A 13610-nucleotide genomic window follows, 5' to 3' on the forward strand; every position below is an offset into this window, starting at 1 on the left:
TGTTTTATTTCATCTAGCTGATGCTAGGAAAGCTTGATATAGCGATTCAATACTCTGCGACTCGGCAGAAACATCAGCCTCCAATTTTTTCAAACGCTCAGATTCAGCTTGACAATTAATCTCGCGAGATTCCTTTTGCTCCAGCAAATTATCTAACTCAGCTTTCCGAGAATTAATATCCGCATTCATGCGATCGCCCACTTCTCGCCCGTAAACATCAAAACACTCTTTCACAGCATCGTGAATCGGCTGCCACTGCTCTTGAGCCACCTGCGGCAGATATTTCACCAACTCTTTTTTTGCCGCTTTCACCAACTGTTTGTTAGCTCCGTCTGCTTGCAAAACGCCAACACCAATCCCCAACAAAGCTAAATATAGCGGCCCCAAAACAACCCCGGTCAAACTAGCAAAAATCGTACTGACGCTCAACACAGTGATTAAATTAAGCAGGATATTTTTCCAGTCAAAACCAGCTCCTGCCATTGCTACGCCCGCCAGATTTCCGGTCGTTAACGAGAACAATCCCATCGCCCATTTTGCCCAAGCTGGCGAGGTATCTTCGTTCGAGTTGCTGACTGCTGCTGGTATTTTTTGCCCGGTCAGTTTTTCGGTGATTTTTTCAGTCACTTTCGTGTAAGATGCTCCGTAATTTGCCGCACTTTTCGATAGCTGCGAAAATGCTGAATTCATCTCTTGTTCTGCTGTGAGAGTCCAAGCTGCTAATTTGTCGTTGATGTACTGCTCTAATGCTCGTTTGAGCGATGCTTCAAAGGCTTCTCGCTTGCCTTGGCTGAAGAAATCCAGAAATTTTAGATCCGGTTGATACCGCAAAAAGTCTGTTTCAAAGGTATTTTCTAAGTTGAGAACGTAGGCGCGGAAAGAATCTGCGATCGCCCGCGATTTACTATCTCTAACTTCGATAATTTCTTGTTGAAACTCATCGCGAATGTGAGTCAGTTTTTTAAACTCCGGCTCAACTGAATTAATCTTTTCCTTCAACTCATTGACATCGCGATCGAGTAATGGTAATCTGCGCCCAACAGCTTCGCGGACACGAGCAGAAATTTGACGCGCCAAAGTCCTCGCCGGACGCAATTCTGAAATCGCCCTTTCCTGCGTCAAAAACGTATTCAGTGCCACCATAAACTCGGGAAAACCAGTTCCTGCCAAATCCGCATCCGGGTTTTTCATCCGCAACCTGAGCGCCTTAATGGAGGTAATTGCAAACACTCGCTCGTCGTAAATATCATGTCCTTCGGTTAAACAATATTCAGCCAAATTAGCTTGAAAAACCCGTCGCAGTTTCCCTTCTGCTTCTGCCAATTCTTCAGGATCATCCGGGTCAATCAAACTTTCCCGCACTTGATCCCAAGCATTAATCAGAAAGAAAATGCTCAATCCGCGATTTTTGATGTAATTTTCTAAATAACGTCTTTCACCCATGGTGCAAGGCTGAGTTGCCCTGAGTACAAACAAAATAGCGTGGCAGTTGTTGATGTAACCGAGAGATAATTCGTTGCGGGCTTCTGTATCGTTTAGTCCGGGACTGTCTACTATTTCTATGCCTTTTTCCAGCAAAGGTAAGGGATATTCTACTACGGCACAATCGATATCTGGAAATGCTGGTTTCTTTTCTTCTTCTAAACGTTTTGCCTCAGCGGGGTCAATTGTGTAGTTCTGTTTAAAGCTTTTAAAATCTAGCTGTTTTGGGCTTTTGCCGTCATTGAAATAAACAGTAACTTTTTTTTCTGAACCATAGCGCAAAATCGTCAACAAAGCTGTACAGGGATTTACATCGCTGGGCAGTAAGTTTTCGCCGATTAACGCATTGAGAAAAGTGCTTTTTCCGCGTTTCATGTCACCTAGCACTAACAGGCGAAAGACTCCTTGGCGCAAGTTTTTACTGGCGACATCAATGTCAGCGTTGTCTGTTTCTAAACCGAGTTTTCCCGATGCTTCTCCTGCTGCTAATTCTGATTGGTTGATGGCTGTGGCGATGTTGCTGAGGCGATCGGCAATTTCTCGGCGGACGGCGGCTACGCGCTCTAAATCGTTGAGAAAGTTGCTAGTTTCTACTTTAAGGTTCATGGGTGTTTCCTGATAGTTTCGTGCTTGAGCTTTTCAACTTCTGTCTTCTTCAATAAACATTTTGTAAGCTATGAAAGCAATGCCTCCCACTATCAGCGCGGCTGCCAGCCAAGATGCTATGCGAACTGCAACGATAACAGCAATGACAATGCCTGTAAATTGAGCGGCTGCTATAATTTTTCGGCGCCACTGTTTGAGTTTGCCGTTAACTTGGCTGTCTGGTTCTTGGTACTTGCTTGTTAGATGTTCGGGTACTGAGCGGTCGATTTCGGCTTCTAGTTCGCGGAGCCGAATTTCTTGTTCTCGCTTCCGCAGTTCTTGTTCTTTGCGCCGGAGTTCTCGGGATTTGTTGTCAGGAGAATTCATAAATTTTAGCCTGTTTTTCGCGGGAAAAATGTGTTATTTATTGTCAATGTTGCGGATCGATAAGTTCTCTACGACTGTAACTCACCTTTTCCCCCATGTCGAGAAATGTTAAGAAATTTTAAAAATGGCGAGCGACTAATTAAGCCACTCGCCCTACGCCCTAGACTAGCCGCTGCAAATCCTCAATATCCTTCGGGGCCGATAGTAGTGCGATCGCACTCGGCTTCGGACAAATCACCCAAGCGCGATCGAAATAAGTTGCAGCCCGCTAATTGAGCTTTGCTTAACTTTGCTTTCTCCAAATTAGCTCGACTCAAATCCGCATATCTCAAATCGGCATTCGTCAAATCTGCATTGTACAAATCCGCACCTTGCAAATTAGCTTTCTGCAAATTAGCACCTTGCAAATTGGCGTGACGCAAATTTGCTCTTGATAAGTTTGCTCTTGATAAACTTGCTTCCGACAAGTTAGCTTGATAAAGTTGAATGTCGCCCAATTCAGCCTCTTGCAAATCAGTTTTATAAAGATTAGCTTGCGTCAAATTTCCGTAGGGCAGATAAGCTCGCCTCAGAACGCTACCAGAAAGATTTATTTCTGTCAAATCTGCTTGAAACAAGTTATTTTCACTTAAGTCAACGGCGTTAAAGTTTCGCTGGCCCTTAGCATACTGAGCAAGCAATTCCTCAGCGCTTAGCTTTTGCATTTTCACTCCTCATGACGACAGCTACTGCAGCCAATCCATAACAGTAATTAATGGTTATTATTCTGCGTATTTATACTTAGGCATATTCTTATGTTAAGCTTGTGTAACAACAGTCGCATTTTTTCTAAGATTTTTTTTATATTTGTAAATTTCTGCCTTGCTCGACCAGTAAACGGTTAGTAATGTCAAGATCGATCGAGAAACCAAAGCCAATCCTCTACTGAAATATGCCAGAACTTCCTCTCTCCATTGCTCAGCACTACCACGAACGCACCAAATATGACCCTGAAACCATTGCTGCTAAAAGCAAACAGCTAGATTGGACAGAGCAACCTGTGCCTTTCAAAGAATATAAAATTGGAGCGTATTTTGACCTCAAGCCTTATCTAAAAGACCCCTCGGAGGATGCCGATGCCGATCCCGATGCCGCTTGGTGGCATCGGTTATCTAGTTTGTTGCTGTGCAGCTACGGGTTGACGGCGAAAGTGCAGACGGTAGACGATAGCTACCTGTATTTGCGATCTGCACCGTCGGCGGGTGGACTCTATCCAGCAGAGGTTTATTTAATCTCCCGTGGCACTGCCCAGTTGCCGGCCGGACTCTACAACTATCAGTGCAGAACTCATTCACTTGTTCATTTTTGGGACAGTCAAGTTTGGCCAGTCTTGCAAGCAGCTTGTTTCCAGTCGCCCGCGCTAGAAAATACTCAATTGGCGATCGCCATTACCACTGTTTTTTTCCGTTCTTCTTGGCGTTACGAAGACCGAGCTTATCGGCGAATTTTTCTAGATACCGGCCATTTATTGAGTAATATTGAGTTAGCTTGCGCCGTCAACGATTACCGACCTCACATGATTGGAGGATTCGCCGACGAAGCTGTCAATGAATTACTATATATCGACTCGGAGCAAGAAGGAGCGATTTGTGTAGTTGCATTAGCCGACTTGCTAGATATTGACCAAAACTTGCCTAAATTTAAAACAGCTTTGCCCGGAAACACCACCACAGATTACCCGAAAATTTCCGAAGGTCAACTGTTAAAATACCTCCACAAAGCCACTTATTTAGAAGCAGACCCTACCGGAGCTGACGGCTGGAAACTTGATGAAAGTGAAGGGGTACTAGAGGATAAATACAACTTTCCATTTTGTACTAAAGTTTCGACTGTCACTCCTTCGATTCCTTGGGGAGTGAACCTGGAAACTTTAGAAAACACTATGCTCAAAAGGCGTTCTACCCGTGCTTATACAGGTGCTTCTTTGAGCTTGGGCGAACTGCTAGCTATGCTCGATTTTACTTACCAGCCGCAGCACTATATCGACCAAGGATTAGACGGTAATCCAGACTATTTCGATCTAAGTTTGATCGAGACTTTTATTGCTGTTTCGGGAGTGCATGGGTTAGAAGAAGGCTGTTACTATTACGCTCCGAAAGCTCAAGAATTGCGGCAAATTCGGTTTAAAAATTTCCGCAGGGAATTGCATTTTTTGTGTTTGGGGCAAGATTTGGGCAGAGATGCGGGGGCGCTGTTATTTCACACGGCGGATTTGAACAGGGCTGTAGCAAAATATGGCGATCGAGTTTACCGCTATTTGCACATGGACGCGGGTCATTTGGGCCAGCGGTTGAATTTAGCAGCTATGCAACTGCGTTTGGGTGTCAGCGGTATCGGGGGCTTTTTTGACGATCGGGTTAATGACGTTCTCGGTATTCCTGCGGGTGAGGCTGTGCTTTATATTACAAGTCTGGGAAGACCTCGATCGTGACAATAAGTTAGTTGTTATTTGTCAGTAGTATGGCTTCACTAAGCCCAGGCCCATCTAAATTTTACAGTCAAGTTTGATGAAATTAACATCTTACACCATTCTCAAGAACAGGCAAGATGCCTGTTCCCCAAAGAGTGAAAGTCGGTGTTCCACAAAGAGTGAAATTATTGTGGGGTGGGCGTCCCGCCCGCCCTAAAAATACAACTTAAATGCGAGACAGCTTACCTATTTAATTTACTCTTTTCCTATGACTATTTGCCAATGCAAAACCTGCTAAATATTCTGTCGAGCACTGATTCTGTCACTTCTTCTCCCGTAACTTCTCCTAATGCTTGAATTGCCCCGCGCAAATCTATTGTCCAAAAATCTAAAGGCAATTTGTTGCTGATAGTATCCGTGCATTGTCCCAGAGAAATTTTAGCTCTGGTTAACGCCGCTGCTTGCCGCTGGTTGATTGCTAAATCTGAGTTTGCTGCTTGCAAATTCCCCCCGCTGACGGCATCTAAAATTGCTGTTTCTAAGTCTTCTATGCCTCGCTCCAGGGCGGCTGCTGTGGTAACTATTGGGTGAATTTCAGAGGAAAAAGGTAGCTCTGGGATTGTTTTTACTAAGTCGATTTTGTTGATAATTATAATTAGCTGGCGGTGCTTTACTTGTGCGTAAATTTCCAAATCTTCCTCTGTCCAGCCAGATTCCGCGTCAATTGCCAACAACACTAAATCGGCTTGTTTTGCTGCTGCGCGCGATCGCTCAACGCCAATTTTTTCTACCTTGTCTTCGGTTTCTCGAATGCCCGCAGTATCGAGCACCTGCACCGGAATTCCGCCCACAACTAGCTGCGACTCTACCACATCCCGCGTCGTACCGGGCAAATCCGTGACGATCGCCCGATCGCTCTTACTCCACGCATTCAACAAACTCGATTTTCCCACATTCGGCCGCCCGACAATCGCTACTTTCAAACCAGTTCTCAACAATTCTCCGCGATCTGCCGTTGCCAAAATTGTTGACAATTCCTCCAAAACATGATTGATTTCCAAAGATGTTTTAGCTTCATCTAAAGGCGGCAAATCTTCCTCAAAATCAATTCTTGCCTCAATTTCTGCCAGTACGTCCAAACAAGTTGTTCTCAATTTGCGAATTGGCTGCGCTAATTTTCCTTGCAAACCAGCCAAAGCACTTTGTGCAGCAGCGGGCGATTTTGCTCCCACCAAATCTGCAATACTTTCAGCTTGAGTTAAATCGAGCCTCCCGTTCAAAAAAGCCCGCAGCGAAAACTCTCCCGGCTGTGCCAATCTTGCCCCGTTTTCCAAACACAACTGCAAGACTTGCTGCACGGCTATAATACCGCCGTGACAGTGAAATTCCACCACATCTTCGCGAGTAAAAGAACGCGGTGCTTTCATGATTAACAGCAAAGCTTCATCGACTAATTCTTCAGTTTTGGGGCGGCGGATGTGGCCGTAAAGAATGCGGTGAGACTCCCAAATTTGCCGTCCTGGGGCGCGAAACAGAGTTTCGGCAATTTTTAAGGCTGCGGAACCGGAAACTCGCACAATGCCGACGCTGCCTTGTTGGGGAACTATGGCAGTAGCGATCGCTGCGATCGTTCCTCCTTTTGTTAGTGATTCAGACATATTTATTATTCACACATTCAAAAGTTCTCTCAATCTCCTGTTTTTGAGTATCAGGCAATTGCTGGTCGGTATTTGAGAGTATAAATCTCTAGTTCGTCATTCAAAAAATTAAAATAGCCGCCCTTTAGGGCAAAATGCACCAGTTTCCGGGTCGAAGCGTAGGAGATATTTGGTAATATTTTCCCTAGAATCGCTAATTGCTCGTCGGCTGCGAGAGACCAGATAACTTGAATTAGGGATTCAACCAGTTGTACGTTCATGTGACTGACCTCCGGCTTGGTTGTTAAATTATACATATCTCATTGACAGGATAAACAATTTCAGCATTTTTTTTCTAAAATATTAGAAGAGCGTGACAACAGGGAGGGACTTAGCGAGCCAATCCGATCGCCCGTTTGTCCAGTCAGTCGATTTTAGATTTTAGATTTTAGATTTTAGATTAACTCCACAGATGAATCGGGGAGCTTTAACTAGGGTCTAAAATTTTGGGATGCTAACGACTCCTGTGGGAAAGCAACTATCCGTTTTTGGGTAGGAGTCACGGCTCGATCGAACTTAAATTACTCAGCCACATATTTTGGCTATTCTGATTTCATGCGATAATGGAAAATTGACCGAAAGCATCCAGGATACAAGCCCCCGGATTCATCCGTGGAGAAATAAAAAACCTGTATCCGATGAAACTTGCCCCCCGAATTTATCTGTGGGGTCAATGCTTCAATTCTTTAATCTAAAATCTAAAATCGATAGACAGGGTAGAGGGCAAAGCATGATTGGTCAACTTCTAGACAGACGTTACCGCATCATTAAAGTCACAGACTCAAGTGAGGTGGGAAAAACTTATCTAGCAGCAGATACTCACCGTCCCGGGTATCCGCAATGCACGGTTAGAGAAATGCGGCTACCCGGCACAAGTTCGCAAACTCCAGAATTAGTCAAAGTTATATTTCAACGAAACGCAGAAATAATTGAAAAATTGGGGAAACACGACAAAATTCCCGAATTATTGGCATATTTTGAGGAAAATCAAAGTTTATACTTAATTGAAGAATTTATTGCTGGTTCACCTTTAAGTCAAGAACTAATACCCGGTCAACCTTGGGATGAAGATCAAGTAATTGGTCTGCTATCAGAAATATTAGAAATTTTGGTGTTCATACACGAGAAGGGTTTTATTCACCGCAGAATTCAACCAGACATAGCGATCCGGCGCGAGTCAGACGGCAAATTTGTATTGGTAGACTTTAGCTTAGACAAAGAAATTAACCCGGAACTTGCTAACTGTCACTTGTTGTCGCAAACTTCCCCGAACTCTGTTAAACGGCCTGTGGCAAAAAAACAGGATTTGGCGGCCCAGGAGTTATACGTGCCGATCGAGCAATTGAGCGGCAACCCCCGTTACAATAGCGACATCTACGCTCTAGGTACGATCGCCCAGCTTGCCGTGACGGGACTCTCACCCAACGAACTGAGTGCCTTAAAAAACAACAAAAGCCAAATGTCCTGGCGAAACCGGGCAACTTGTTCGGCAGCCCTAGCAGATATTATCAATCGAATGGTGCGCCCTGACTGCGAGGAACGCTATCAGGATGCCGCCGAAGTTTTAGCAGACCTCAAACAAATCGCCGTAAAATTTGAGGTTGAGCCGCCCCCCGCCACAATCATCACGGACGCTATGAGTCAACCGCGAAGAAAAAGCCAAACCAAACTGCTGCTGTTGGCTGCAACAGCGGCAGCTTTAATCCTCACGGCACTGATAATTTACTTTTGGCAGAGTCAAAGTCCGGCGAGGTCAAAAGAATTGTTAGCCCGCGGTGTTACCAAGGCGCAGCAAGGTGACACAACAGGCGCGATCGCCGATTATACTCAAGCGATCGCCCTGAATGCCAGCGATGCGGAAACTTACTACAAGCGGGCAAACGCTCGCTACGACATGGGCGCAACCGAGCAAGCAATACAGGATTACACGCAAGCAATTAAAGTCAATCCTAGCCACACCAAAGCTCTCTACAATCGAGGTATGGCCCGCCTCGACATCGGGGACAAGCGGGGGGCCGTGGAAGATTTCACCCAAGTAGTGCGACTGCATCCCAGCGACGGTGAGGCATACTCTCAGCGGGGTTTAGCCTACTACGATTTGGGCGACTACCGCACAGCAATTGAAGACTACACTCAGGCAATTCGGCTCAGTCCCAACGATGCTACAGCTTACAGCAATCGCGGTTTAGCTCGATCGGCTGCAGGCGACAAAACAGGAGCAATGGCAGATTTTACTCAAGCCCTTCAAATTAGCCCCAAACAAGCTGGCGTATACTACAGTCGTGGTCGATCGCGGTTTAATCTGGCAGATTATCAAGGAGCGATGGAAGATTATACTAAGGCGATCGAATTGCAACCAGATATCGCTGATGCTTATACCAATCGGTGCAGCGCTTACTTGAATTTGGCCACCTACGACAAAGCGATTGCCGATTGCACCGAAGGAATTCGCCTCGATCCAAAAGATGAAGCAGCTTACAACAACCGCTGCATTGCTTATCTGAATTTAAAACAATATCAAAAGGCCAGCGAAGATTGCAGTTTGACGATCGGACTCAACGGCAACAATCCCAAAGCCTACAGCAATAGAGGATTAGCTCGATCGGCTTCGGGAGACAAGCAGGGAGCTTTAGAAGATTTTACTCAAGCAATTCGGCTCAATCCCAGCGATGCAGTAGCTTACAGCAATCGCGGTACTATTTACTCAGAACTAAAAAATTACCCTTTAGCGGTTGAGGATTTCGCTCACTCGCTGCGGCTCAACCCCAACAATGCTAGCGCTTTTTATAGCCGAGGCCTCGTCCGCCGCCAACTCAAAGACCGTGCTGGGGCGATCGAGGATTTTCAGAAAGCTGCAACCTTGTTTCTAGAACAAGGAAGAGCCGATGGTTTCCAAAACGCACAATCACAAATCAACGACCCTAAATAAACTCTTAGTTTCCATTCAGATGTTAAAAAAACAAGAAAAAAGGAAGAAGGAAGAAGGAAGAAGGAAAAAGGAAGAAGCTCAAATTACCAACTTCCCCTTACCAACTCCCCCTTACCAACTCCCCCTTACAAATTCCCAATTACCAACTCCCCGTTACCAATTCTCAATTATAGATATGAACATGGTTGGTCAACTTTTAGACAGGCGTTATCGCGTAGTGCAAATCCTCAGTTCAGGAGCTTTTGGACAAACTTATTTAGCTGTCGATACTCGCCGGCCGGGCCATCCTCAATGTGTGGTCAAACAACTGCGCCCTCCCAGCAACACTTCCACAGTTCTCAAAACAGCTTATCGCTTATTTAAACAAGAAGCAGAAATATTAGAAAAGCTGGGAAAACACGATCAAATTCCATTTTTACTAGCTTATTTTGAAGAAGCCAATCAATTCTACCTCGTCGAAGAGTTTGTGCCCGGACACGCCCTAAATAGGGAAATTGTGGCCGGTCAACCTTGGCGAGAAGAACGAGTGCTGGATCTGTTGCAAGAAGTGTTACAAGTTCTCGCCTTCGTACACTCTCAGGGAGTGATTCACCGTGATGTTAATCCCTCCAACTTAATCCGCCGCAAACCAGACGGCAAATTAGTTTTAATTGACTTTGGTTCGGTTAAAGAAGTTGCCAGTCACGTCAGCGATCACGATACAGAGTTTCCGCGCACCATTGCTACTGGAACTCCGGCTTATATGCCGATCGAACAATTTCAAGGCAACCCGCAATTTAGCAGCGACCTCTATGCAGTCGGGATGATGGCAGTCCAAGCTATCACTGGTTTACCCGGTACGGATTTGCCCAAATTGCAAGATCCGAGTCCTTCTCATACGGGGGAAATTGTTTGGCGAAACCGAGCTCAATGTTCTGTGGGATTAGCCAATATAATTGACAAAATGGTCTGTCACCAATTTGGCAAACGCTATCAATCTGCCGAGGAAGTTTTGGTAGCTCTCAGCAAGTTGAGACACCGCCAAGAGCCTGTGAATACGGCTAACAAGAAAAGTATTGCTCCCAGCTTAGTATCTTCTGATAGTTTTTATTCACGTTTGGGAAGTCGATTTTGGTTGCTGATTTTGGCGGGCGTCGGGGCAGCGATAGTTCTGGTATTTCTGTTTAGTTATTGGAGCCGCCCAAATCCGATTAAAGCTAAGGAATATTACGAACAGGGAGTGGAAAAGTCTCGCAATAAAGATGCGGATGCAGCTTTGCAGGCTTTTAATAAGTCAATTCAATTGAATCCTAAAAATGCTGAAAGTTTTTACCAGCGCGGTAATGCTAATTATGATTTACAAAAGTATGAAGAAGCAATTGCAGATTATTCTCAGGCAATCGCTCTCAATCCTAAATATGTTCAGGCTTATTTTAACCGCGGCCTAGCCCGTCACGATTTTAACGATACACGGGGAGCGATTGAGGATTACACTCAAGCTTTGAATCTCCAGCCAAACGATGTTGATACATATTATGAAAGAGGAGTTGGTTATTTAGAACTGCAAGATTACAAGGCCGCTATTCAGGATTTTACCGGAGTAATTCGGCTGCAGCCGAACCTTGTTAAAGCTTATCATTCGCGGGGGTTAGCTCGTGCTGGGAGTGGCGATTTGCAGGGGGGAATTGGAGATTATACTGAGGCCATTAAACTTGATCCTAAGAATGTTGATGCTTTTTACAGTCGGGGGAGAGCTCGCTTTCACCTAGGAGATTATCAGGGAGCTTTGGCGGATTATTCTCAGGTAATTGCGATCGATCCAAAGAGTGCAGATGCTTACGCTAATCGTTGCAGCACGCAGTTGAATTTGGGAGCGCATCAAGCGGCAATTGACGATTGTACTCAGGCAATTTCGCTGAGTGAGGAGGATGGGGTTCCTTACAACAATCGCTGCATTGCTTATTTAAATTTGAAGGATTATCCGAAAGCAATTGCCGATTGCACTCAAGCGCTAACAGTAAATCCCAATGATTTTAATGCTTTTAACAATCGTGGTTTAGCTCGCAGCGCCGGAGGTGACGCCCAGGGGGCGATCGCAGATTTTACAGCAGCAATCGGGTTCAATCCCAACAATGCGGAAGCTTACGCCAATCGGGCTAAGATTTATCAGGAGTTAAAGAATTACAATAGTGCGATCGCAGATTACGTGCAAGCTATTCGGATCAGTCCGAATTATGCTGCTGCTTACTACGGTAGAGGCATGGTTCGCCGCTCATTGGGAGACAAAGCAGGAGCAATTAGCGATTTAGAAAAAGCCGGCAAAATGTTTCTCGATCAAGGACTTACCGGCGGTTACAAAGATGCACAATTTGAGATTGAAAAGCTCAAGTAGTTATTAGTCAGTTGTTAGTTGTTAGTCAACAGTCAACAGTCAACAGTTAACAGTCAACAATGCCCCCTGCCCAATTCCGTTTAAGAGTTTTGAAGTCTCTTCACCAACTCATAAAACGGTTCCCAATTATCCTCAATAGCTATGGGCTCCCAAACAGCCTCAATTGTCGGTCTCAAGAGCGACTGTTCGGGATTGTGTTTCCGCAACCTGTCCGCCATTTGATCCATATCATCCGTAGACAAACTTTGCAAAACGTGATAGTAAAACTGTCGCCAAGGTGCGATCAAGTTTGCGGGTTCCGCCTCAGCAAAAATTAGACTAGCATCATCTCGCCAAGTGCGATCGAACTGTCTTCGCAATTCAAAAAAGAAATCGTGATACTCAACTTGAGACTCCGCCAGCATTTTAATTGTCACCCTCAACAACTCATCTCCATCAGCTTCTGGCAAATCCTCAAATCCCAATCTATTGAGCATCAACCGCCGATATGCTGCATTATAATAATCGCCAAACTTTGCCAAACCCGCATCCATATCAGCTTGAGGAATCGCCGCTGCTAGCGGTTCCTGGAGTTTCTCTAAATTGTCCCTACAAATCAACGGTTGATTGCCGTAACAATAAAGACCCGAATAGTCAAAATAAGCTGCGGTAAATTGCGGCTTGTAAGTTGGAATAAAAGCGAAAGGCCCGTAATCGAAACTTTCTCCCGTAATCGACATATTATCAGTATTCAGCACGGCATGGCAAAATCCTGCTGCCATCCACTGAGCGACTAATTCAGCGACTCGCTGGACTAAATCTGCATAAAATAGCGCATATTTTTCCGGGGCCGAAAAACCAGCCTTGCTTGCTTCTAAATGCAGTTCTGGATAGTAATATTCAATAACAAAATCTAAAAGTTTTTTAGTTAAATCCGGGCGGCGGATATAGTGCAACCTTTCAAAAGTTCCAAACCGAATGTGAGAATGACTGAAACGCACCATTACCGACGATCGCGTCGGAGATGGTTCGTCGCCCCGCCACAAAGCATCTCCAGTTTCAACTAAACTAAAACAGCGAGATGTCCGCACTCCCAATCGGTGCAAAGCTTCGGCCGCTAAAACTTCGCGAATTCCCCCTTTGAGAGTAAGTCTACCGTCACCGCCCCGCGAGTACGGAGTGCGGCCAGAACCTTTAGTGCCGAAGTCGTAAAGTCTGCCGTCAGTGCCGCGAACTTGGCCGTATAAGAAGCCTCTACCGTCACCTAAATTGGGGTTATATGCGTTGAATTGATAGCCGTGATAGCGGAGTGCGAGAAAGGGACGGACGCAGTGAAATTTGCCGAACGCTTCGATGAAATGTTGGTCGGTTACTTGCGCGGGATCTAAACCCAATGTTGGCAATAATTGGTCATTGCGGAAGCGGAGAATATGCTGCGGAAAATCGGCTGCAGGGACTTCATCAAAATAGTCGCCACCGAGGGATTCGAGGGCGGGTTCGTAGTTGAGGGAAAGCAAAGGATTTGACATTTTTCTATTTTATCTTGAAATTGGCGATCGCTCCAAATTATATACGGGTAAGGTGCGGACTGCATTGGAGTTAACAATTGCCTCAGACCCTTTTTCTCTCTCATTTATAGCCGAGTTCGATCCCCTCCCATCTCCGGGCTTTTTCATGCTCAAATTTTAGCCAAGCTGAAGTTTGAGCATGAAAAATTAATGTCTTCCTCGA

General features: G+C 45.3%; 9 protein-coding genes. 3 read left to right on the plus strand and 6 right to left on the minus strand.

The window, feature by feature from the left end; translation table 11 throughout:
- Positions 1 to 9: 9 nt before the first annotated feature.
- The 3 genes from QUA07_RS03160 to QUA07_RS03170 all read right to left on the minus strand — a co-directional run bounded on the left by QUA07_RS03160 (position 10) and on the right by QUA07_RS03170 (position 3158).
- Positions 10 to 2088, minus strand: coding sequence for a dynamin family protein (locus QUA07_RS03160; protein ID WP_333322627.1), 2079 nt, complete (start codon positions 2086 to 2088; stop codon positions 10 to 12).
- Between the two features lie 33 nt (positions 2089 to 2121).
- The gene (locus tag QUA07_RS03165; protein WP_333211487.1) at positions 2122 to 2454 is read right to left on the minus strand and encodes a hypothetical protein; all 333 of its coding nucleotides are present in this window, start codon (positions 2452 to 2454) and stop codon (positions 2122 to 2124) included.
- Between the two features lie 182 nt (positions 2455 to 2636).
- Positions 2637 to 3158, minus strand: a complete 522-nt coding sequence (locus QUA07_RS03170; RefSeq protein ID WP_333322630.1) for a pentapeptide repeat-containing protein — start codon at positions 3156 to 3158, stop codon at positions 2637 to 2639.
- Positions 3159 to 3385: 227 nt separating this feature from the next.
- On the opposite strand from QUA07_RS03170, the gene QUA07_RS03175 reads away from it, so the two are divergent.
- The gene (locus QUA07_RS03175; protein WP_333322632.1) at positions 3386 to 4924 is read left to right on the plus strand and encodes a SagB/ThcOx family dehydrogenase; all 1539 of its coding nucleotides are present in this window, start codon (positions 3386 to 3388) and stop codon (positions 4922 to 4924) included.
- A gap of 251 nt (positions 4925 to 5175) precedes the next feature.
- Here the strand turns inward: QUA07_RS03175 and mnmE are convergent, their stop codons facing one another.
- Together mnmE and QUA07_RS03185 are read right to left on the minus strand one after the other, a co-directional pair.
- On the minus strand, positions 5176 to 6561 hold the full coding sequence (mnmE, locus tag QUA07_RS03180) for a tRNA uridine-5-carboxymethylaminomethyl(34) synthesis GTPase MnmE (protein WP_333322634.1): 1386 nt from the start codon (positions 6559 to 6561) through the stop codon (positions 5176 to 5178).
- A 50-nt stretch (positions 6562 to 6611) separates the two neighbouring features.
- Positions 6612 to 6857, minus strand: a complete 246-nt coding sequence (locus QUA07_RS03185) for a hypothetical protein (RefSeq protein ID WP_333322636.1) — start codon at positions 6855 to 6857, stop codon at positions 6612 to 6614.
- A 473-nt stretch (positions 6858 to 7330) separates the two neighbouring features.
- On the opposite strand from QUA07_RS03185, the gene QUA07_RS03190 reads away from it, so the two are divergent.
- Both QUA07_RS03190 and QUA07_RS03195 read left to right on the plus strand, forming a co-directional pair.
- Complete coding sequence (locus QUA07_RS03190) at positions 7331 to 9529, plus strand: tetratricopeptide repeat protein (protein WP_333322638.1); 2199 nt, start codon at positions 7331 to 7333, stop codon at positions 9527 to 9529.
- Positions 9486 to 11900 carry a tetratricopeptide repeat protein gene (locus QUA07_RS03195; RefSeq protein ID WP_333211496.1) on the plus strand — a complete coding sequence of 805 codons (2415 nt, stop codon included), beginning with the start codon at positions 9486 to 9488 and terminating at the stop codon, positions 11898 to 11900. Before QUA07_RS03190 ends, QUA07_RS03195 begins: the two co-directional genes overlap by 44 nt.
- 80 nt (positions 11901 to 11980) lie before the next feature.
- On the opposite strand, the gene QUA07_RS03200 is transcribed toward QUA07_RS03195, so the two are convergent.
- Positions 11981 to 13408, minus strand: coding sequence for a protein adenylyltransferase SelO family protein (locus tag QUA07_RS03200; RefSeq protein WP_333322640.1), 1428 nt, complete (start codon positions 13406 to 13408; stop codon positions 11981 to 11983).
- Positions 13409 to 13610 lie beyond the last annotated feature (202 nt).

The sequence above is a fragment of the Microcoleus sp. T3_A4 genome, from assembly GCF_036700465.1.
Classification (GTDB): Bacteria; Cyanobacteriota; Cyanobacteriia; order Cyanobacteriales; family Microcoleaceae; genus Microcoleus.

Coding starts and splice junctions, on each gene's coding strand:
- QUA07_RS03160 (WP_333322627.1), bottom strand. CDS start 2,088: ATGAACCTTAAAGTAGAAACTAGCAACTTTCTCAACGATTTAGAGCGC.
- QUA07_RS03165 (WP_333211487.1), bottom strand. CDS start 2,454: ATGAATTCTCCTGACAACAAATCCCGAGAACTCCGGCGCAAAGAACAA.
- QUA07_RS03170 (WP_333322630.1), bottom strand. CDS start 3,158: ATGCAAAAGCTAAGCGCTGAGGAATTGCTTGCTCAGTATGCTAAGGGC.
- QUA07_RS03175 (WP_333322632.1), top strand. CDS start 3,386: ATGCCAGAACTTCCTCTCTCCATTGCTCAGCACTACCACGAACGCACC.
- mnmE (WP_333322634.1), bottom strand. CDS start 6,561: ATGTCTGAATCACTAACAAAAGGAGGAACGATCGCAGCGATCGCTACT.
- QUA07_RS03185 (WP_333322636.1), bottom strand. CDS start 6,857: ATGTATAATTTAACAACCAAGCCGGAGGTCAGTCACATGAACGTACAA.
- QUA07_RS03190 (WP_333322638.1), top strand. CDS start 7,331: ATGATTGGTCAACTTCTAGACAGACGTTACCGCATCATTAAAGTCACA.
- QUA07_RS03195 (WP_333211496.1), top strand. CDS start 9,486: ATGGTTTCCAAAACGCACAATCACAAATCAACGACCCTAAATAAACTC.
- QUA07_RS03200 (WP_333322640.1), bottom strand. CDS start 13,408: ATGTCAAATCCTTTGCTTTCCCTCAACTACGAACCCGCCCTCGAATCC.